Source organism: Pseudomonas sp. B19125, assembly GCF_044218855.1.
In the GTDB taxonomy this organism is placed as follows: domain Bacteria; phylum Pseudomonadota; class Gammaproteobacteria; order Pseudomonadales; family Pseudomonadaceae; genus Aquipseudomonas; species Aquipseudomonas edaphica.
Map to the genome: position 1 here is coordinate 5,427,378 of NZ_CP162589.1, position 20,905 is coordinate 5,448,282.

Annotated in this window: 19 protein-coding genes; 8 read left to right on the plus strand and 11 right to left on the minus strand. The window is 61.2% G+C overall.

The window, feature by feature from the left end; all coding sequences use genetic code 11:
* The first annotated feature begins 69 nt into the window (after positions 1 to 69).
* The gene (locus AB4P96_RS24730; RefSeq protein ID WP_169985418.1) at positions 70 to 1,692 is read left to right on the plus strand and encodes a methyl-accepting chemotaxis protein; all 1,623 of its coding nucleotides are present in this window, start codon (positions 70 to 72) and stop codon (positions 1,690 to 1,692) included.
* A gap of 283 nt (positions 1,693 to 1,975) precedes the next feature.
* Here the strand turns inward: AB4P96_RS24730 and AB4P96_RS24735 are convergent, their stop codons facing one another.
* From AB4P96_RS24735 to dinG, 6 genes are all read right to left on the minus strand, one after another.
* A complete protein-coding gene (locus AB4P96_RS24735; RefSeq protein ID WP_017137197.1) occupies positions 1,976 to 2,440 on the minus strand; it encodes a glycine zipper 2TM domain-containing protein in 465 nt (154 codons plus the stop codon).
* A 262-nt stretch (positions 2,441 to 2,702) separates the two neighbouring features.
* The gene (gene pdxH / locus AB4P96_RS24740; protein ID WP_099548576.1) at positions 2,703 to 3,350 is read right to left on the minus strand and encodes a pyridoxamine 5'-phosphate oxidase; all 648 of its coding nucleotides are present in this window, start codon (positions 3,348 to 3,350) and stop codon (positions 2,703 to 2,705) included.
* Positions 3,351 to 3,377: 27 nt separating this feature from the next.
* Entirely contained in the window at positions 3,378 to 4,535 is a 1,158-nt protein-coding gene (locus AB4P96_RS24745) for an OmpA family protein (RefSeq protein WP_099548575.1), read from the minus strand.
* 142 nt (positions 4,536 to 4,677) lie between these two features.
* Entirely contained in the window at positions 4,678 to 5,823 is a 1,146-nt protein-coding gene (locus AB4P96_RS24750) for an EstA family serine hydrolase (RefSeq protein WP_017137194.1), read from the minus strand.
* An 82-nt stretch (positions 5,824 to 5,905) separates the two neighbouring features.
* The gene (locus tag AB4P96_RS24755; protein WP_099548574.1) at positions 5,906 to 8,203 is read right to left on the minus strand and encodes a beta-galactosidase; all 2,298 of its coding nucleotides are present in this window, start codon (positions 8,201 to 8,203) and stop codon (positions 5,906 to 5,908) included.
* A gap of 114 nt (positions 8,204 to 8,317) precedes the next feature.
* On the minus strand, positions 8,318 to 10,462 hold the full coding sequence (gene dinG / locus AB4P96_RS24760) for an ATP-dependent DNA helicase DinG (RefSeq protein ID WP_017137192.1): 2,145 nt from the start codon (positions 10,460 to 10,462) through the stop codon (positions 8,318 to 8,320).
* 99 nt (positions 10,463 to 10,561) lie between these two features.
* On the opposite strand from dinG, the gene AB4P96_RS24765 reads away from it, so the two are divergent.
* Complete coding sequence (locus tag AB4P96_RS24765; RefSeq protein WP_017137191.1) at positions 10,562 to 11,026, plus strand: CopD family protein; 465 nt, start codon at positions 10,562 to 10,564, stop codon at positions 11,024 to 11,026.
* 106 nt (positions 11,027 to 11,132) lie between these two features.
* On the opposite strand, the gene AB4P96_RS24770 is transcribed toward AB4P96_RS24765, so the two are convergent.
* The 3 genes from AB4P96_RS24770 to AB4P96_RS24780 all read right to left on the minus strand — a co-directional run bounded on the left by AB4P96_RS24770 (position 11,133) and on the right by AB4P96_RS24780 (position 13,005).
* On the minus strand, positions 11,133 to 11,891 hold the full coding sequence (locus tag AB4P96_RS24770; protein ID WP_138453675.1) for a collagen-like protein: 759 nt from the start codon (positions 11,889 to 11,891) through the stop codon (positions 11,133 to 11,135).
* Positions 11,884 to 12,177: a DUF1145 domain-containing protein gene (locus AB4P96_RS24775; RefSeq protein WP_017137189.1), complete on the minus strand. Its 294-nt coding sequence runs from the start codon at positions 12,175 to 12,177 to the stop codon at positions 11,884 to 11,886. The genes AB4P96_RS24770 and AB4P96_RS24775 overlap by 8 nt, the downstream gene beginning before the upstream one ends.
* A 132-nt stretch (positions 12,178 to 12,309) precedes the next feature.
* On the minus strand, positions 12,310 to 13,005 hold the full coding sequence (locus AB4P96_RS24780) for an OmpA family protein (RefSeq protein WP_169985412.1): 696 nt from the start codon (positions 13,003 to 13,005) through the stop codon (positions 12,310 to 12,312).
* Positions 13,006 to 13,195: 190 nt separating this feature from the next.
* On the opposite strand from AB4P96_RS24780, the gene AB4P96_RS24785 reads away from it, so the two are divergent.
* From AB4P96_RS24785 to AB4P96_RS24800, 4 genes are read left to right on the plus strand one after another with little or no spacing between them, the layout of a single operon-like run.
* The gene (locus AB4P96_RS24785; RefSeq protein ID WP_017137187.1) at positions 13,196 to 13,693 is read left to right on the plus strand and encodes a DUF6231 family protein; all 498 of its coding nucleotides are present in this window, start codon (positions 13,196 to 13,198) and stop codon (positions 13,691 to 13,693) included.
* 4 nt (positions 13,694 to 13,697) lie between these two features.
* The gene (locus tag AB4P96_RS24790; RefSeq protein WP_017137186.1) at positions 13,698 to 14,168 is read left to right on the plus strand and encodes a YchJ family protein; all 471 of its coding nucleotides are present in this window, start codon (positions 13,698 to 13,700) and stop codon (positions 14,166 to 14,168) included.
* A gap of 20 nt (positions 14,169 to 14,188) precedes the next feature.
* The gene (locus AB4P96_RS24795) at positions 14,189 to 14,671 is read left to right on the plus strand and encodes an LEA type 2 family protein (RefSeq protein WP_017137185.1); all 483 of its coding nucleotides are present in this window, start codon (positions 14,189 to 14,191) and stop codon (positions 14,669 to 14,671) included.
* The gene (locus AB4P96_RS24800; protein WP_017137184.1) at positions 14,668 to 14,880 is read left to right on the plus strand and encodes an SEC-C metal-binding domain-containing protein; all 213 of its coding nucleotides are present in this window, start codon (positions 14,668 to 14,670) and stop codon (positions 14,878 to 14,880) included. The genes AB4P96_RS24795 and AB4P96_RS24800 overlap by 4 nt, the downstream gene beginning before the upstream one ends.
* Positions 14,881 to 15,004: 124 nt before the next feature.
* Here the strand turns inward: AB4P96_RS24800 and AB4P96_RS24805 are convergent, their stop codons facing one another.
* Both AB4P96_RS24805 and AB4P96_RS24810 read right to left on the minus strand, forming a co-directional pair.
* Positions 15,005 to 16,390 (minus strand): ATP-binding protein, encoded by a 1,386-nt coding sequence (locus AB4P96_RS24805; protein ID WP_170036482.1) that lies wholly within the window; start codon positions 16,388 to 16,390, stop codon positions 15,005 to 15,007.
* Positions 16,387 to 17,097, minus strand: coding sequence for a response regulator (locus AB4P96_RS24810; protein ID WP_017137182.1), 711 nt, complete (start codon positions 17,095 to 17,097; stop codon positions 16,387 to 16,389). Before AB4P96_RS24810 ends, AB4P96_RS24805 begins: the two co-directional genes overlap by 4 nt.
* A 197-nt stretch (positions 17,098 to 17,294) precedes the next feature.
* Here AB4P96_RS24810 and AB4P96_RS24815 point away from each other — a divergent pair, with 197 nt between their 5' ends.
* Both AB4P96_RS24815 and AB4P96_RS24820 read left to right on the plus strand, forming a co-directional pair.
* The gene (locus tag AB4P96_RS24815) at positions 17,295 to 19,679 is read left to right on the plus strand and encodes a TonB-dependent receptor (protein ID WP_395600185.1); all 2,385 of its coding nucleotides are present in this window, start codon (positions 17,295 to 17,297) and stop codon (positions 19,677 to 19,679) included.
* Between the two features lie 25 nt (positions 19,680 to 19,704).
* Positions 19,705 to 20,823, plus strand: a complete 1,119-nt coding sequence (locus AB4P96_RS24820; protein WP_395600186.1) for an ABC transporter substrate-binding protein — start codon at positions 19,705 to 19,707, stop codon at positions 20,821 to 20,823.
* The last annotated feature ends 82 nt before the right edge of the window (positions 20,824 to 20,905 follow it).

Sequence of the window (20,905 nt, forward strand, 5' to 3'; positions counted from 1 at the left end):
CCGCCTGCCCCGTCTGGGGCACCCGCCTGACACAGCTCTTCAACGCGTTCCCAGCCCGAGCGAAAACCCATGTTCCTGAGAAATATAAGAATCGCAGCCAGAGCCTTCATCGGCTTCGCTGCTATTGCGTCGCTGAGTGTGTTTCTCGGCCTGTTCGCGCTCAAGCAGATCGGCGAAGTGCAGTCCCAGGCTGCCGACATCCAAAACAACTGGATGCAGCGCGTGAGGATCCTCGCCCTGGCCAATGCCTCGCTGGATCGTTTTCGCTTGGGGGAAATGGCGCACATCCTGTCCGCCAGCGACGCCGATATGCAGACCTACGAAGACAAATCCGCGGGTCGCCTGAAAAGCGTCAAGGAGCAACTGGCTCAATATGCAGCGCTGTTGCGCACGCCGGAGGAAAAATCGCGCCTGGACGTGTTTAACCAGAGCCTGGAAGGGTACGCCAAGAACCACACCGAGATGCTCAAACGCTCGCGCTCAGGTGACAAGGCTGGCGCCCGTGACTTTCTCAACAGCATTCGAGAAAGCTATGAGCAGATGACCAAGAACTTCGATCAGTTGATCGACCTCGCCAACAAGGGCGCAGAACTTGCCGGCCAGACTTCCGTGGCCGCGTACCAGCATGCCGTGGGCGGTATCGCCATCGTCATCGTGCTGGTAAGTGGCGGCACGGTGCTGGTGGCCTGGCTGCTGACCCGCAGCATCACCGGCCCCATCATTGAGGCGGTACGGGTGGCTGAAACCATCGCCAAGGGCGATCTCAGCCAGCCCATAAACCCGACCGGCAATGACGAAGCCACACGCCTGTTGCGGGCACAAGAGACCATGCGCAACAACCTGGTGCAGACACTGCGGCAAATAACCGGCTCGTCGAGCCAACTGGCGGCAGCGGCCGAGGAACTGAATGCCGTTACTGCCGAGGGCAGCCGCGACCTGCAGCAGCAACATGGCGAGATCGAGCAGGCCGCCACCGCCGTCACCGAGATGACCACGGCCATTGAAGAGGTCGCCCGGAATGCCGCCACCACCTCCGACCTGTCCCAGGCGTCGCGCAGCATCGCCTTGAAAGGCCAGCAACGTATGGTCGAGGCACTGAGTTCCATCCAGGCCCTGACCCGTGGTGTAGAGCTAAGCTCCAGCCAAGTGGGCGGCCTGGCCGAGCAGGCCAAAGGCATCGGCAAAGTGCTCGACGTTATCCGCACCATTGCCGAGCAAACCAATTTATTGGCACTGAACGCGGCCATCGAAGCGGCGCGGGCCGGTGATGCGGGCCGTGGTTTTGCCGTGGTCGCCGACGAAGTACGCGCCCTCGCCCATCGCACCGCGCAATCGACCCAGGAAATCGAACAGATGATTGGCAGCATCCAGACCAACACCGCCAGCACCGTCAACACCATGCTCGACAGCAGCACCATGACCCAGCAAACCATTGGCCTGGCCGAACTGGCGCAGCAAGCGCTGGCGGATATCCTTGCCGCTAATGACGAGATCAACAACCGCAATCTGGTGATTACCACGGCGGCGGCGGAGCAAGCTGACGTTGCCCGGGCGGTCGACCGCAACTTGCTGAATATTCAACAGTTGTCGATTCAGTCCGCCGAAGGCTCGACTCAGACCACCGCCGCTTCGCAATCGCTTGCCAGCCTGGCGCATGAGTTGAATACGATGGTGAAGCACTTTCAGGTGTGAAGTATCCGCGCGAATGCCTGCCCGGACACTGTAACTGTGGCGAGGGAGCTTGCTCCCGCTGGGTCGCGTAGCGGCCCCTGCTCTTTGCTTTAAAAGCATGGGACCGCTACGCGGTCCAACGGGAGCAAGCTCCCTCGCCACAGGCAAACTTAGACATGGCTTGCAATAAAAACCGCCCTACTAAAGCGGTTTTTTTATTGCCTGCACTTTCTCAAAAAACCGCAGGCAATAAAAAACCCCAACCCGTCACCCGGTTGGGGTTTTGCGTTTCTACAACCAGCGCTTAGCGCGTTACACGGCTGGTGCCGTTAACCGTCATGATGCGCACGCGGTCGCCAATGCGGAAGATTTCGTTAGGGTCGACGGCCTGGACGTAGGCGCGCATGCTGCCGTCGTCTTCGCGAACGGTAACTTCAACACCCTGGGTGCGGGTCAGTCCTTCTTCAGCGGCGGAACCCAGCAAGCCACCGGCAACCGCACCGATAACGCCAGTGACGATACTGCCACGGCCACCACCGATCGCGCTGCCGCCAACGCCGCCGACCACTGCACCGGCAACACTGCCGATTGGGGTCTTGGTGCCTTCGATTTTCACCGGACGCAGGGATTCAATGGTGCCCATACGAACGGTCTGTACACGACGCGCCTCGTCACGGGAGTACGAGTCGCCGGTCAGACTCGAGGCGCAGCCACCCAACAGCAACGACAAGGTGGTAAAGCAGGCAACTAGTAAAACAGACTTACGCATAGCATCAACTCCAAAGGACAGGTGTTCATTAGACGCCGCTGCTTGGCGCCTGTCACGGCAAGCACGCCAGAAAATTGCTTTCATTCAGCCTGAGTACAGACTGCCAGCACCAAAAAACTCGACGAACGGTAGCTCCCGCCCCGATCCAAAAATCACGTGGAAGCGCTCTTTATTGTAGTCACGCAATCAAAAACGCCGAAGCCTCTGTGTAGAGACTTCGGCGTGATGATCACCATTCAGATGGAATGACGAAAGGTGTAGCTCAGGGCGCCAGGCGCTCGCGCGTCCACTCGCCCGCTTGCAGGCGATAGTTCAGGCGGTCATGCAGGCGACTGGCGCGGCCTTGCCAGAACTCGATGCGCTCAGGCAACAAACGATAGCCACCCCAATGCTCGGGGCAGTCGGGTTGGGTATCGCTGAAACGCTGTTCGGTCTGCTTGAGCAGCTCCTGCAGCTCTTCACGGTCACGAATGACTTGGCTTTGCGGCGATGCCCAGGCGCCAAGACGGCTGCCCAAAGGCCGGACCTGATAATAGGCATCCGACTCTTCAGGCGTGACCTTGACCACCCGCCCTTCGATGCGCACCTGGCGCTCCAGGGAGGGCCAAAAGAAGGTCATGGCCGCAAACGGCCGCGCCGCGAGTTGTTCACCCTTGGCGCTCTGATAGTTAGTGAAGAAGGTAAAACCCTGTGCATCCAGGCCCTTGAGCAGCAGGATGCGACAGTGCGGGCGACCGTCCTGGTCGACCGTTGCCAGGGTCATGGCATTGGCCTCCACCGGTGGCTGCTCGGTTTTCACCGCATCGCCAAACCATTGGTGGAACAACGCAAACGGCTCGTCCGGGGCCTGGGCCTCGCTCAAACCGTCCCGTGTGTAGTCACGGCGCATATCGGCCAGTGCCTGGGTCATGCAGCTTTATCCTTCTGTTTCAACGGATCAGTTTTTCGCCTGGTCGTTCGCAGCCGGGGCGGCAGCCTTCGGTGCGGCTTTTTTCGCGGCAGGCTTGGCAGCGGCTTTTTTCGCAGCTGGCTTGGCGGCGGCTTTCTTGGCCGGGGCCTTTTTCGCCGGGGCGGCTTTTTTCGCTGCCGGCGCCGGTACTGGGGCCGGAGCAGTTTGCACCGCGACCATGTCGGCGACCGGTGGTTTGCCCGAGTTGTACTTGCTCAGCAGCGCCAACATAGTTGTACGCTGAGTGAACATGATTTCCATGCGACGGTTCAGCGCACGTCCCTGATTGCTGTCGTTGGCGGCACGCGGCATCAGGTCGCCCATACCGCGCAGCATCAAGCGATCCTGCTTCAAGCCGCTGAGGCTGAAGATAGAGGCGATGGATTGCGCGCGTTCTTTGGTCAACGCCTGGCTGGCCGGGGCGGTACCTGTGGCATCAACGTGACCCAGGACCAGGACCGCGGTCTTGGGGTCAGCTTCAACAGCTTTGGCAACGCGTGTGAACGGGCCGAGTGTGACCGGCAGCAGCATTGCCGGGCGTTTCGGGTTGTAGGAGCCGTCCACCGGGGCAATCACGACCAATACGTTGTCACGACGTTCCAGTTGCAGGTTGCTGTCCTTGATGGCGGCGCGCAGACGCGGCTCATAATCATCCAGCCAGGCTTGGGTGATTTTCGGGTCGGGCATCTGCACGTTGGTCACATCAACCTTGGCCAGTGGCTTTGGCTTGCTTTCGAACGGCCACCACCATTTGGTTTCGGTGTCGGTCTTGGCGACGGCAGGCGCAGCATCCGGCGTGGAAGCAGGGGTTGCGGCCTTGAGGTCGGCTTTCAGGTCGGCTTTGGCATCCGCCGCTTTTTCGTCGGCGCTTTTGGCAGCGAACGGCCACCAGTTGAAGCCGGTGTCAGCCTTGGCTACCGGTGCAGGCGCTGGAGCAGCAGCGGCGGCCACAGGTTCGACAGGCTTGGCGCCGGCGGCAGGTTTGGCATCCGGCTTGGCGTCGGTTTGTGTCACGGCGTCCTTGGTAGCAGCCTTGTCAGATCCAAATGACCACCAGTGCCCACCTTCGGCATCACTTTGTGGTGTTTGTGCGCAGCCAGTAATAGTGAGGCACAGCGCCAGTGCCAAGGACTTGTTCGATAACATGAGGTATCCACAAAATGAGAAAAAACGGGGGGCCTGGTTGACCCGTTAAACAGACGCTTAGAGAACAGTAAAGTTACACAATTTCGTTCAGCGCCTTCTTATACTTGCCTTTGTAACAAAAAAACGTGAAACAGCAAGCTCTTTACAGACAACCGGCCAATATTCCGACCAACTTCTGCGCACGCGGGTCCATAAGTACATAAGGGCCCAGTGTATTAGTCACGAAACCAAATGCTACATCGCGCTCAGGGTCGGCAAACCCCACCGAACCACCGGCGCCAGGGTGGCCAAACGCACGCGGGCCAAGGCCAAAGGTGGCATTGGGCAGTTGCGGTTGATCCAACATGCACCCCAAACCGAAACGGGTTTGAGTCAATAATGTTTTGTCTGGCCCGATACTGTGTTCGCGGGTCAATTGTTCGAGCATGTCGCTCTCAAGCAAACTACCGTCCAACAATCCGCTATAAAAACCTGCCAGGCTGCGCGCATTACCGTGACCATTTGCCGCTGGCTGCTGCATCCGCCGCCATTCGGGCTTATTAGTGCTGGTCAGAATAGACGGTGGGTTGGCAAATGCACGGGTGGTCATGGCATTAGGTTCGCGCATCATTACTTGAAGTAAACGTTGCGCGGCTTCATCGCCCATATTGCCTTTGCTGCGCGCTATATGCGCAACCCGATAAAACTCTTCGTCCGCCAAACCGACATGGAAGTCCAGGCCCAGGGGCCGCGCAACCCGCGCCACAATCGACTCGCCCGGCCCGCGCCCGTCGGCACGGCGCAGCAACTCGCCGACCAACCAGCCATAAGTGATGGCCTCGTAGCCATGCCCTTCGCCCGGCGTCCACCACGGGGCTTCGGCCGCCAGGGTGTCGACCATCAGTGGCCAGTCATACAGGGCTTCGGTCGGCAGCATCTGGCGAATCGCCGGCAGCCCGGCCTGGTGGCAGAGCAACTGGCGCAGCGTGATGGTTTCTTTACCCGCCGCGGCAAACTCGGGCCAGTAGTCGGCAACTGGCGCATCCAGTTTCAGCTTGCCTTCGGCAACCAGCTGCAGGGCCGTGACGGCAGTGAAGGTCTTGGTGCAGGAGAACAGGTTGACGATGGTGTCGCTGTGCCAGGCCTCGGCACCGTCCTTATCGGCGGTACCGGCCCACAGGTCGACGACGGTTTCGCCGCCGATCTGGATACAGAGCCCGGCACCACGCTCCTGCGGGTCATCGAACAACGCGGCAAAGGCTTCACGTACCGCTTCGAACTGGAGCTCGTAATGACCCTGAATCTGCACCTAAGCCGCCTTGGAAAACACCGTAAGAAGTGGCCGACATTGTTCCAGTCATTGCAGGTTTTGTGAACCCGTCAGTGATGAATCAATGGCCATTTCCAGAGTGTCCACCCGCATGCCCGGCGCCCTGCCCCGCGCCTTTGCCTTCTTGCCCGGACTTGCCGCCTTCGTTCTCGCGAACCTTGCTGGCCGCCTTGGCTTTTTCGGCCTCCTTGCCCAGTTGGTCGACCGCCGCCAGGTTGCTTTTACGCACACTCTCGACAAAGCCCTGGAACGGCACATCGGTGATGCCCACCAGCCCGAAGTGGCCGTTCTCGCCATCCAGCAGGCGCCCGGTGACCGGCTGGTCCAGGTACTGGAACCAATGCACGCCGACAATCGATGGCTCGGCCATGGCCTGCTTGAGGAAGTTGCTGTACGCCACGCCACGGTCTTCTTCACGGGCCAACTGTGTCACGCCGCCCCAGAACGGGCCACGGTCGGCCGAGCCGAAGTTGAACTCGGTGATCAGCACCGGCTTGTCCAGCGCGCGCAAGGCAGCAAAGTCATAACCGTCCTGCGGCTTCAGGGTGTACATGTTGAAACTCAGCACGTCGCAATACTGGGCGCAGGACGCCACGGCCTCGGGCGTGCTGACGGCATACCGACCACCCAGCAGCAACTGGTTGGGCGCGTGCCATTTCAACGAATCGGAGATGGTTTTGAAGTAGGCATCAGCGAAGGTCTTCTGGAAATATTTGAAGTCAGCTTCGATTTCCGGGTGCTCGGGGCTCGGCATCGGCGGCTCGAAGCCTGGGTCTTCCATCAGCTCCCAACCCGCCAGGTGGATGCCCCAGGCTTTCGACAGGCCTTCTTCGTTACGGTACTTGTCGCGCAGTTGTTTTAGGAATGCGCGTTTGGCCGGTACGTCGGTGGTCATGCGCAACGTGCCATAGGCCAAGGCGTAACGGGATTTTGGATCATCGCCGGGGCCGGCCCAGGCCAGCTCGTTGTCGGCAAAATAGCCGATCAGCCACGGGTCATCACGGTGGTCGCGGGCGGCAATGGCCACGGCGCGTTCGGTGGCCATGGCAAAGCGCGGGTCGAACGGGTCGGGCATGCCGCCCCACCAGTCGGTGCCAGTGCTGATGCTGGCGTAGTCACCGACAATCGACAGCGGCAAGGTGTAGGGCACACGGTCGGCGCGGGCCAGGTCCTCATCACTCCAGTTGCCCACGGTGTTGAAGCCCCAGGCTTGCAGGCGGTCGAGGGTGTGGCTGACCCAGCGCTTCTGGTCGAAACCTTCGCCGCCATAAGTACGCTGCAAGTTGGCGCCGTAAAAATCGTACCAACGCCCGACATTGAAGCCGCGGCCCTGATCGGCACCGTTGCCGCCCCGGTTATCGCCACTGCCGTAGTACTTGTCGAACGGTTCGCCAGCCTTGGGCAGCGCGGCGAACATCCACTCGCGGCCGGCCACGTAGGTCTGGTTGTTGTCCGGTGCCACGGTGTTAACACCCAACGAATAGAACGGATGGCCTTGCGGCGTCACCAGGTACCAGCGGCCGTCACGCTTCTCGGTACGGAAAAAACCACTGGCGTCGAACGCCGGGCCTTTGTTCCAGCCACCGTATTGGTCCAGAGCGGATTTGTCACGCTCGGCCAGCCAGCCCTTGAGCTGTTGCTGCTCCTTGGCCGCTGCGGCTTTGAGTTGCTCGTCAGTGCTGACCTTTTCCGGCCAGCGTGCACGGGTGGACTGGCCATAAGCGTCCACCAGCTCACTGTAGACCGCCTTCAGCACCGGCTCGCTGTCCTGCACGCCAAAACGCTCAAGCAAAATGCTTTGGGCGGCATTGGGCTTGAGCATCGACAGGGTGACCGAGGCCACCTGGCTGCGGTCGATCTCGCCGGCACTGGCGGCCAGCAATACACGCTGGCCGTCCAGGGTGATCGGCATGGGCGGGCCGGCCTTCATGCCCTGGCTCAGCGGCGAGTTGGCTTGCAACGGGATCAACAGGGTCTGGGCCGGGCCGGCCGGCAGGTCGATACGGCTGACCAGAGTCTTGCCGTCGACGCTCTGTACTTTGACATAGAGGGTCAACGCCCAGTCCATGGCGCTCTGGATACGCAGGCTCATGGCGCCGGATTGCGACCAGTCCCAGCTCCCGGCCTGCGGGCTGAGCACCAGGCTCGGTTCGGCCGCCGGGTTGAAGGTGATGCGGCGCAACACCTCGCCTTCGGGGGTTTGTTCGGCGTTGTATTGCGGCAGGCTGGCGTCCTGAGTCGCCACCTTGACCACATCGGCAGGTCGGACGAAGTTGAACAGCGTTTGTTGCCCGGCAGGCGCGGCCATCAAGGGCGCAGCGAATAACAGGGCAAAAAGAGCAGGCAGCGTGCGAATCATACGAACAAGGTTCTCCCAATCGGCCGATAACTGGCCTGATGACATAAAGCGTTGGCAGTGAGATAAACCACGAAGTGGGCGACTTCGCCCACAGCAGCTTAATAAATGAGTGGCTTAAGAAATTTCGCGCCTGAACGGCGGCAAGGCATTGAGGATAGCTTTGCCATAGCGCTGCGTGACCAAGCGGCGGTCGAGCAAGGTGATGGTGCCCCGGTCTTCCTCGGTACGCAGCAAACGACCGCAGGCCTGGACCAGCTTCAAGGACGCATCCGGCACCGAGATTTCCATGAACGGGTTACCGCCCCGCGCCTCGATCCACTCGGCCAAGGCTGCCTCGACCGGGTCATCCGGTACCGAGAACGGGATCTTGGCAATCACCACGTGCTCGCAATAGGCGCCGGGCAAGTCCACGCCTTCGGCAAAACTGGCCAGGCCGAACAGCACGCTGGAATCGCCGCCATCAACCCGCGCCTTGTGTTTGTTGAGGGTTTCCTGCTTGGACAGGTTGCCCTGGATAAACACCTGTTTGCGCCAGTCACGGTCGAGGCCGTCAAACACGTCCTGCATCTGTTTACGTGACGAAAACAGTACCAGTGTGCCGCGCGAACCTTCGACCAATTCGGGCAGGTCGCGGATGATCGCCGCCGTGTGCGCGGCCGCATCCCGTGGGTCGGCCTTGAGGTCCGGTACGCGCAGCACGCCAGCATCGGCATGGTGGAACGGGCTCGGCACCACGGCCGTCACCGCTTTTTTCGGCAGCCCGGCGCGCATGCGGAAACGGTCGAAAGTGCCCAGGGCCGTCAGCGTGGCCGAGGTCACCAGGCAGCCATAAGCCACGTTCCACAGGTTGCGACGCAGCATTTCGGCGGCGAGGATGGGGCTGGCGTTAACCTCGATATCGAACAGCGCACCGCTTTCCGACAGAGTCAGCCAACGCGCCATCGGCGGGTTGTCTTCCGGGTCTTCGACGGTGAAGGCGGTCCACAGCTCCCAGTTGCCCTGGGAGCGTGACAACAGGCTGCCGAACAGTGGGTACCACTCCTCGGCCTGGTTGCTGGCGATGCCGATATTGACCTCGCCATCCATGCCTTCCTTGAGCAAGTCGGTGAGGCGTGTGAACAGGTCGGTGAGGCGTGAAAAGCCCTTCTTCAGCTCAATACCCATTTCGCGCATATGCTCGGGGATCAACCCGCCAACAAACCGATGGCGCGGCCGCTCACGGCCCTCCACGTCTTCGCCGGGTTTGAAGTCGGCGACCTGTTCACAGGCGCTGAACATGAACTGCTGCTGAGTCTTGATCTCCCGCGCCAGCTCCGGCACTTGCTCGATCAACTTGCCCAAATCGCCGGGCAGCGGATGCTGGGCCAGCAGTTTGGTGAGGTTCTTGGCAGTGGTTTCCAGCCAGTCGGCCGTGGAACGCAGGCGCGTGTAATGGGCGAAGTGGCCAATTGCCTTGTCCGGCAGGTGGTGGCCTTCGTCGAATACGTAGAGGGTGTCGCGCGGGTCCGGCAACACCGCGCCGCCGCCCAGGGCCAGGTCGGCCAGTACCATGTCGTGGTTGGTGACAATCACGTCGACCTTGCCCATGCCTTCGCGGGCCTTGTAAAAGGCGCACTGGCCGAAGTTGGGGCAATGGCGGTTGGTGCACTGGCTGTGGTCGGTGGTCAGGCGTGCCCAGTCCGAATCTTCAAGAGCGGTGGGCCAGCTGTCGCGGTCGCCGTCCCATTTATTGCCGGCCAGCTTCTCGATCATGCTGGTAAACAGCTTCTGGCTGACTTCATCCACCTCGATCTTGAAGCCTTCTTCTTCGAACAAGGAGGCAGTGGCGGTTTGCGCATGGCCTTCCTGCAGCAACACGTCGAGCTTGGACAGGCACATGTAGCGCCCACGCCCCTTGGCCAGGGCGAAAGTGAAGTTCAGACCGCTGTTGCGCATCAGGTCGGGCAGGTCTTTGTAGACGATCTGCTCTTGCAGGGCGACAGTGGCGGTGGCGATCACCAGGCGCTTGCCGGCAGCCTTGGCGGTAGGGATCGCGGCCAGGCTGTAGGCCACGGTCTTGCCGGTGCCGGTGCCGGCCTCGACAGCCACAATCGCAGGGTCGCCACTGCGCCGCCCTTCGTCGTCGGTGTCGATATCCCCGAGGACCTTGGCCACTTCGGCGATCATCAGGCGTTGGCCGTAGCGCGGTTTCAAGCTCTTGGCTTCGAGAAAACGCGAATAGGCGCCCTGGATCGTGGTTTTGAGTTCAGTGCTGATCATGGATAGTCGGGCGCAAAAAACGCTGGATAAATTTTCAGTGGTTCGGATCGGCCGCTATCATACCCCGCTAATTAATCCCGCGCAGAACGGAGTACCACAATGACCGCGTTTAGCCTCGCTTACACCCTGCATGTATTGGCCGCCCTGGTTTGGGTCGGCGGTATGTTTTTCGCCTGGATGATCCTGCGTCCCGCCGCCATGGCGGCACTTGAAGGCCCTGCCCGGCTCAAGCTGTGGGCAAATGTGTTTCAGCGTTTTTTTGTGTGGGTCTGGGTCGCGGTGCTGATTTTGCCGATCAGCGGCATCGGCCTGTTGCAACTGCGCTTCAGTGGTTTTGAGACCGCGCCGCGCTATGTGCAGGTGATGATGGGCCTGTATCTGGTGATGACGGCGCTGTTTATCCGCATCCAGGCACTGAAGTTCCCGGAACTGCGCACAGCGGTGGCGGCTGAGGATTGGCCGGCGGGCGCGGCTGCGCTGGGGCAGATCCGCAAACTGGTGGGGATTAATTTGATCGTGGGGTTGGTGGTGGTGGCGATTGCTTCGGCGCGGCCGATGTTCTGAGGTTGTCTTTCAGGGCCTCATCGCGGGCAAGCCCGGCTCCCACATATGGAATGCATTCCAACCTGTGGGAGCCGGGCTTGCCCGCGATGGCGTCAGATCAGTCGCATCAAAGCCGCTGAATAGTCACAGCACCCGCAGGCCCAGCCGGCCCCGGCTGGCCTTCCAGCCCTGGCCGGCCTTTATCGCCACCGTCGGCGCGGTACACCAGGCACCCTTTGGATTGCCCGCCTTTGCCCGGTTTGCCCGCCGTACCGGCCAAGCCACCCGGCCCGCCGTCGACCCACACTTTGATCTGCTCTGCCGGGAAGCTCTGTGGCAGCTCAACCCGCACAGTCGCCCCCGACGCGCCCGGCAGGCCGTCGCCGCCGTTATCGCCATTGGCACCACGCCCGGCGGAACCCCAGGTGCAGCCTGGGTCCACACCGTTGGCGCCATCGAGGCCGGCATAACCTTGGGCACCGGCGCCGCCACGCGCGTCCACCGACAGCTCTTCGGCGGTCAGCGCGTTAATGCGCAGCACCAGGTCACGCCCGGCCTTGGCCGGCTTTTCGTGGGTACCGGGGGCGCCGCGCGACGTGATCTGGCTGCCATGTTCCAGTTGCGCATTACGCACCTGCAATTGCAGCGCGGTATTGCCGGGGGCGATGGTGATACGCGCCTCGCGACCCAGGTGCAACTCATCCACGGTCACTTGGCTGATGGTCGCCGGCACCAGCAACGTTCCGTAGTCCGCCACATCCAGGCGCTCCAGTTGCAACACGCTGGTGCTGCTGGGCAGGCGCATCAGCGAGTTGGTTTCAACACTGACGCTCTGCGCCATAGCAATGGGGCTGACCAACAGGGCCAACAGAAAAACCTTACGCATGATTGGCCTCCTCGTTCGTTTCATTAACCGCAGCAGGCGCCGACAGGCCCCGCACATGGAACATCCCCACCAGCAGAATCTGCAAGCGGTCACGCCAAGGGTGGGCACGGTGTTTCAAGCTGCTGTTGAACAACAGCAATTCAAGCAGGTGGGTAAGCATCAACAGACTGCCGGCCAGGCTGACCAACAGGTGAAACGGATTCGTCAGCGGCCGGAACAGGTTGACCAGCACCACTACCCAGAACAACAACGTCAGAAACTTTCCCAGCCCCCAAAACACCTTCATCCCGCATGCCCCTGCCTATTATTCTTTGGGCGCACAGTACCGACTTCTGCAGGCGATTTGCCAGTGAAGGATGAAAAAACTTGCCAGGGCTCGCCGGCGATGCCCCTGCGGTGCCCGCAGGGGCAAGGGCTGTCAGCGGTTGATCTGGATTTCCACGCGACGGTTCAACGCACGCCCTTCAGCGGTTTTGTTATCGGCCACTGGGTGGCTTTCGCCAGCACCGGTCACCGAGACAAAGTTGCTGCGAGGCACACCGGAGCTGACCAGGTAATCAGTCACCGAGTGGGCGCGTTTTTCCGAGAGTTTCTGGTTGTAGGCATCTTTACCGACGCTGTCGGTATGCCCACTGACCCGCAGTTGCGCGCCTGGGGCTTCTTTTTTCAGGCGAGTGGCAATGATGTCGAGCTTGGTTTTGTCCGCTGCCGTCAACCTGGCCGAATCGAACTGGAAGTGCACATCGCGAATCACGATGGTTTCTTCCTTGACCACCACCACTTCCTCAACCACGGCGGCCGGCGGTGCGGGTGGGCAACCATTGGCATCGACCTGCACGCCTTTTGGCGTGCCAGGGCACTTGTCGCGGCTGTCCGGCACACCGTCACCATCTTCGTCGCCGTCGCCATGCACCCAGCAATAGGCGCCGGCCATGCCGCCGATCAACAGCGCGCCTGCGCCCGCATAGGCTGAACTTTCAGTGGCGCCAATGGCAGCGCCCGTCACACCACCGACTGCTGCACAGGTGGGCCAATCGGTTTTTTGCAACCCTGCGCAACCTGTCAATACTCCGGTTAGCAGAACCAAGGGTAGAGCTGTCCGCATGATGCTCATGTGATTTCTCCTGAGGGGATCGGCGGGGGCCGACAGGTGGAGTAAAGACCGCTCTTTTCATCTGCGCCAGTACGCCACACCCCCGGTTTCATTGAGGATCGCCGCATTTGTAGGACTTTTCGCTGCCGCCCGCTCTAGGCCCGCACGCTCAGCCGCGCTAGTCTCTAGGGTTCTGATGTGAGGATCTGTGATGACCGCTGGTATTTCTTCCCGTACACCCCAGCAAGCCCTGGCCGCTTTGCTCGACTTGCACCAGCCCAAACGCCTGTTGTTGTTGGGCGCCAGCCAGTTTCCGGCGCTGGAGGCGTTCCAGGCCGAGCACCCGGACACCATCGTGGCCATCGCCCCGCCCGGGCCGTTGCCGGCAGAACTGGCGGCGCAGCGTTTTGACCTGGCGCTGGTGGTCGACTGCCTGGAGCACCTGTCAAAACCGCAAGGCCTGACCTTGCTCGGCGGCATTCGCAACCTTAATAGCAGCCGCATTGCGGTGCTGGTGGACCTGGGCGCCTGCGGCTGGAAAGACACCGACTTCTTCTCCCTGGCCCTGCAAGCCGGCGAGCGTTTCCAGCGCGACGAGCAGGTACTGACACTGTTTACCTATGATCTGCTTGACTACAAACAGGTGCCCGACTGGCTCAACGCCCGTTTCTGGGCCAACCCGGAAAATTTTGGAAAGTATTGGTGGTAACCCGATGAGTACATCCATTTGCCCCTGCGGCAGCGGCAACCTGTTGGATGCCTGCTGCGGCCACTATCACGCCGGCCACCCGGCGCCGTGCGCCACCGCGCTGATGCGCTCGCGCTACAGCGCCTATGTGCTGGGCCTGGTGGACTACCTGGTGGCCACAACCTTGCCCGCGCAGCAAGCCGGCCTGGACCGCATTGCGATCAGCGCCTGGAGCGCGCAGAGCACCTGGCTGGGCCTGGAGGTGGAAAGTTCGGAAGTGTTCGGCGGCCAGCCGGAACATGCATTCGTGACCTTTACCGCACGCTGGCATGACAGCACCGGCGAACACAGCCACCGTGAGCAGTCGTCTTTCGTACAGAATGACGGGCGCTGGTACTTCATCGATCCGACGGTTGAGTTCAAGGCCGGGCGCAATGATGTATGTTTGTGCGGCAGTGGCCAAAAATTCAAGAAGTGCTGTTCCAGCTACCTCTAATCACCCACAGGGAAAACGCCATGCTTCGGATGTACAGCTTGATGCTGGCGTTGACCTTGAGTCTCAGCGGCTGCGCGTCGTGGTTTGAAGACGATGCGCCTACGCCCCACGTCGCCCTGGTGAAAGTCGAGGTGGTACGGGCCAAGCTGCTGGAGCAGAAATTCAAACTGTGGTTTCGCGTGGATAACCGCGACGACGCCGACCTCACGGTGCGCGGCCTGATCTATAAGGTCAGCCTGGGCGGTTTTGTCTTGACCGAAGGCGAGTCCAACGAATGGCTGACCATACCGCCGCGCAGTCATGGTTTTTTTCGGGTGAAGGTGCGCACCAACCTCTGGCCGAAGATCCGCGATGTGGTGCAAATGCTCAAAAACCCGACCAAACCCGTGCCCTATCGCCTGGAAGGCGAGCTGAAAACCGGATTATTCATCGGTAATGACGTGCAGGTCGCCCACAATGGCGAGATAATCCCCGGTGATTTTATTCCGGAGCGACATCGATGACTCAGCAACCCCATGTCCATGGTCCTGACTGCAACCACGATCACGATCAGCATGATCACGGCCATGATCACGACCACGGCCATGTCCACGGCCCGAACTGCGGCCACGCTCACCAGGAGCCGGTGCGCAACGCGTTGAAGGACGTGGGTCGCAACGATCCGTGCCCGTGCGGCAGTGAGAAGAAATTCAAGAAGTGCCACGGGGCGTAAACGCTCAATACGGTCAATGTGGGAGCTGGCTTGCCTGCGATGGCGGTGGGTCAGCTGACACAGGTATAACTGTCAGACCGCTATCGCAGGCAAGCCAGCTCCCACATTTGCTCAGCATTTCAGATCAGAGCTTTCTCTGGAACTGCAACACCACCTCCACCCCCCCGCCTTCCCGATTACTCAAACTCAACCGCCCCTCATGCGCCCGCGCAATCGTGTGCGCAATGCTCAGCCCCAACCCGTAACCGCCCGTGTCGGCATTGCGTGAGCCTTCGATGCGGTAAAACGGTTCCATCACCTGCTCCAGTTGCTCCTGGGGAATCCCTGGGCCACGGTCACTGATGACGATTTTCAAACTGTCCACCTGATCCTCAACCCGCACCACCACCTCTCGGCCATAACGCACCGCATTTTCCAGCAGGTTCTGCACGCAACGCTTGAGGCTGCGTGCATAGCCCGGCAGCGGTTGCCGGGCGCGACCGACAATGGTCACGCTTTCGCCCACGTCTTCAAGGTCGGCCTGCAGGCTTTGCAGCAAGGCATTGATGTCGATGTTCTGCCGCGTCTCGTTGATTTCGCCGCTGCTGACAAAATCCAGGGTGCTGGAGACCATGTGTTCCATTTCTTCCAGGTCACTGCGAAACCGCTCCTTGGTGCGCGTGTCTTCGAGCATCTCGGTGCGCAGGCGCAGGCGTGTGATCGGCGAGCGCAGGTCGTGGGAAATCGCCGCCAGAAAGCGCGTGCGCTCGGCAATATTGGCTATCAACCGTTGCTGCATCGCATTAAACGCCTGGGCGGCGCGGCGCACTTCGGTGGGGCCGTCCAACGCTAACGGCGGGCGCTGGATATCCCGGCCCAGGGCTTCGGCGGCCTTGGCCAAGGCATTGAGCGGGCGGATGGCCAGGCGCACCGCCACCAACGCGATGATCACCAGCACCAGCACGCGCAGCAAATAGATGCGCATCACGTAGTCGAACAGCAAGTCCAGCGGCGACGTGCTGGTCCAGCCCTGCTCCTCACTGGCGTCCACCTGCAACCAGCGCCCATCGGGCAGGCGCAGGTCGATCAGGAACTGCCCGATGACCGGCTTGGAACTGAGCAGGGTCGAGAGCCCGGCGCCTTGCCCTTCGCCATCAACCAGAGACAGGCGCAGCAACATCAGGGTCTGGGCAGAACCGGTTTTCTCCGTCAGCACCTGCTTGATCAGCCGCTCGGTGGGCCGGTCACTGTCGGTCAACGTGCTCGGCGTGTTGCTGGCCTGATCGCTTAAGGTCAGCTGAAAATGCGGCGTATTGAGCAGTTTGATCAACTGGTCGGCCTGCTGCGGGTCGCTGTGTACCAGGCGCACCACGTCTGCCAGGCGTGTGGCGATCAACCGCGCAGGAATCTCCAGCACCTGGCCATGCCGACGGTCGTACCAGATGCTGCTGGTCAGCGCCTGGGCCGCGAGCATGCCGCTGACCAGAATCAGCACCAGCCGCCCGAACAGCGAACGCGGCAGCAGTCTCACGACTCCAGCACCACATCATCGGCGGTCAGCATGTAACCCTCATTGCGCACGGTTTTGATCAGCCCCACCGGCAGCTGCGAGCGCAGGCGGCTGACACACACGTCGATGGAGCGGTCGAACGGCGTGCTGTCCTTGTCGAAGACATGGTTGAGCAAAAAGTCGCGACTCAACGGCCGGTTGGGGTGCTGCAACAGCAGGCGCAGCACACGGTAATCCGAGTTGCCCAGGCTCACCACCACGCCCTCGGGCGTGAGCAATTGCCGCGCCCGTGTGTCGAGTTGCCAGCCGGCAAAACGAATACTCGGTGCTTCATCCAGGCGTGCTCGATCGGGAAAGCTCTGCACCCGGCGCAACACCACCTTGATTCGCACCAGCAACTCACGCGGGTCGAACGGCTTGGGCAGGTAGTCGTCGGCGCCGATTTCCAGGCCGACGATGCGGTCGATCAACGAGCCTTTGGCGGTGAGCATCACCACCGGCGTGTTGGAACTGACGCGCAGTTCGCGGCACAGGCTCAAGCCGTCTTCGCCAGGCAGCATCAGGTCAAGCACGATCAGGTCGATCACATTCAGCGCCAGGCGGCGGCGCATTTCCTTGCCGTCGGCGGCGGTGGACACCTGAAACCCCGCGTCACTCAAGTAGTCGCAAAGCAACTGACGGATTTGCGGGTCATCATCAACGATCAGCAGGTGGTCAAGCTTGGCCATGGGCAGTCAATCCGAAAACTCAAAACGCAGGAGATAGCCGAAAGTTCATCCAGCGATACACGCAAATGTAATGGAATGTTGTGGGAAACCATAATCACGCATCAGCGATACAAAGCCAGGGTATGGCAGGCGGAATCGCTCTTTAGACTACCGAACCTAAATGAGAGTAATTGTAATTTAGACTCGGATCATCACCTATGTCATTGCCCACGCCCCAACGTCACACGCTGCACACAACCCTGGCACCGATGTTCGGTTTCCTCGCCGCCGGCAGTGTTGCGCCGACCGCCTGGGCCGATGCGCCGGCCGCCACGCCGAATGATTCGGTGGTAAGCCTGCCGCAAATCAAGGTCGACGGCCAGGAAGCCACCTCCACCTTCAAAGTCGACCGCGTGACCTCCGCCAAAATCAGCCAGCCGCTGCTCGACGCCCCGCAAAGCGTGACCATCGTGCCGCAGCAGGTGCTCAAGGAGCAGAACGCGCAGACCTTGCAGGAAGTGTTGCGCAACGTGCCCGGCATCACCTTCATGTCCGGCGAAGGCAACCTGGGCTGGGGCGATCTGTTTTCGATCCGTGGGTTTTCCTCCGAGCAAAGCCTGACCGTCGACGGCGTGCGCGACGCGGGCATGTCCACGCGCACCGACACTTTCAACCTGCAACAGGCCGAAGTGTTCAAGGGCACCGGCTCGATCGAGTCCGGCGTTTCCGCCGTGGGCGGCAGCGTCAACCTGGTGAGCAAAGAAGCGCACCTTGGCGATGCCAACAAGGTGTCCGCCGGGATCGGCACCGACAGCTACCGTCGCCTCACCGCCGACCTCAATAAACAGCTGACCGACACCACCGCCGTGCGCATCAACCTGATGAAGCACTACAACCAAGTGGCCGACCGCGACGACGTGGACTACGACCGCTGGGGCATCGCCACCTCGTTCGGCTTCGGCCTGGGCACCGACACGCGCTTTTTCGTCGACACCTTTTACCAGAAAGACACCAATACGCCGGACGGCGGCGTGCCGATCCAACGTGGCACCGACGGCCACCGCATGCCTGGCGTCAAACGCTCCGACTGGTACGGCGACTCCAGCCTTTATACCCAGGAGAACGAAACCACCTCGCTGACCGCCCGCTTCGAGCATGACTTTGACTGGCACGACGCCTACCTGCGCAACCAGACGCGCTGGGAACGCAGCGACAACTTCGCCGTGCTGTCGCCGGCACGCTTCTTCGTCGCCGATGCCAGCGGTAAAAAAACCTGCACCGGCGCCCGCTGTGCGACCTTGGGCTACACCGGCGTAGGGCCTATCAGCCAAGTGCCCGGCAGCACGGTGAATGCCTACACCGACTACGTGAACAACAGCAACACCGGCCACGGCATCCTGCGGGGCGGCGATTTTGGCCTGTCCAAGCGCTACACCATCCTGGATAACCAGACCGACTTCAGCTTCACGTTCAACACCGGCAGCCTGCAGCACGCCGTGGTCAGCGGCCTGGAGTTCTATCACGAGACCTACGGCGGCCTGAAACGCAACGCCGAAGTGCCGGCCGGCGATCTGTTCTTCAACATGAACGACCCCAGCCACAGCTTCGCCAGCACCTACGTGACCAAAGGCGAAGGCGACCCGCGCTCGGTGATCGATAACGCCGGTGTCTACGCGGGCGACACCGTCACCCTCAACGAGCAATGGCAAGTGCTCGGCTCGCTGCGCTACGACAACTGGCGCGCGCAAACCAGCCAGCGCGGCCAGGCCGACATCAGCAGCACCGACGGCGCAGTGAGCGGTCGCGTCGGCGCGGTGTACAAGCCATTGCCGAACGGCAGCATTTACGTGTCCTACAGCGAGGCGGCGCAACCGTCGGCGCTGGGCGCGTCCACCAACAACCAGATCTACGGCGCGTCCACCACCCGCAACTACAGCCCGGCCAAGTCGAAAACCTACGAGATCGGCACCAAGTGGGACATTGCCCACGACAGGCTCAATGTCACGGCGGCGATCTTCCGCACCGAACTGGACAACGCCTGGGAATACCAGGACGGCGAATCCGCCCCGGTGCGCGCCCTGCCCGCCAAGCGTGTGGACGGCATCGAACTCGGCCTGCAAGGCAACATCACCCCGCGCTGGACCGTCTACACCGGCTTCTCGGCGCTCAAAAGCACGCAGACCAAAGGTATCAATAAAGGCGCGGAAGCCAAGAACGTCCCCGACCTGACCGCCAACCTATGGACCACCTACGCCGTCACCGACGCCCTGAGCCTCAGCTACGGCGAGCAATACGTGGGCCGTCGCCGCTACAGCGACAACAAGGATGTCGGCGGTTTGAACAACAACAGCAGCTACGCCAACGGCCCGTCCGGCGTGTATGCGATCTACACCCGCGACCACGAAAAAGCCCCGGGTTACTGGCTGAGCAACCTGGCGGCGCAATACAAGGTGAACAAGGACACCACGGTCAACCTCAACCTCAACAACGTGTTCAACACGTTCTACTACAGCCAGGTTGGCGCGTCCCTTGACGGCTTCCAGCTCTACGGCATCCCAGGTGCCGGTCGCACGCTCACCGCCAGTGTCGATTATGAATTCTGATTGCCCCTCACCCGGAGTCCTTTCCATGTTCAAACCTCGTAACGTGCTTAAGCTCGGCGTGCTGTGCGCCGCGCTGGTCCTCGGCCACGCCGAAACTGCCGCTGCCCATGAAGTCACCGACGTGTTGGGCCGCAAGGTCGAGGTCAAAGACCACGTCAAACGTGTGGTGCTGGGCGAAGGCCGCTTGATTTCGGCGTTTGCCTTGCTCGACAAGGACGCGCCGTTCCAGCGCATCGTCGGCTGGCAGAACGATTTGAAGCTGCTGGACCAGCACACTTACAACGCCTATGTGGCGAAGTTTCCTACGGTCAAAGACATCCCGTTGATCGGGCAAGCGTCGGAGCAGAGTGTCAGTGCTGAGGAGATTCTCTCGCTGAAACCGGATCTGGCGGTGTTCAGCATTTCCGGCCACGGCCCGACCGAACACAGCGCGGTGGCAGACGTGCTGGCCAAAGCCGGCATCCCGGTGTTGTTCGTCGACTTTCGCATCAACCCGGTGCAAGGCACCCACACCAGCATGAACGCGCTGGGCCAGGCCTTGGGCCGTGAAGCCCAGGCCAAGGCGTTCCTGGGTTTCTATGACCAGCACATCAAGGCCATCACCGACGCCGTTGCCACCTTGCCTGCCGCCGGCCCGCGCCCGAGTGTGTTCCTCGAATTGCTCGCCGGTGCCTGGCAGGCACCGGGGCACACCACCGGCAAAAGCGGCATGGGTGAAGTGATCAAGCTGGTCGGCGGGCGCAATATCGCCGCCGAGGTGGTGCCGGGTGCGCTGGGGGATATCAGCGTTGAATACGCGCTCAAGGCCGACCCGGATGTGTACGTGGCCACCGGCAACCATAAGCCTGGGCTGATTCTCGGCGCTGGCGTGAGCACCGATGAAGCCCGTGAGGCGTTTGATCGGGTATTGGCGCGGCCGGAGTTCGCCAGCATCCGTGCCATCCGCGAGGGCAATGCCCACGGCCTGTGGCACGATTTCTACAACTCGCCGTACAACCTGCTGGCGATTGAAGTATTGGCCAAATGGGTGCATCCGGAGCTGTTCGCCAAGCTCGACCCGCAAGCGACTATGGAACAGATCAACCAACAGTTTTTGGGGATGCCGCTGCAGGGTGCTTACTGGATTGACGCCAAAACCAAGTAACCCCTAGCGCCATGCACAAATGCAGGAATGCAGGAATGCAGGAATGCAGGAATGCAGGAATGCAGGAATGCAGGAATGCAGT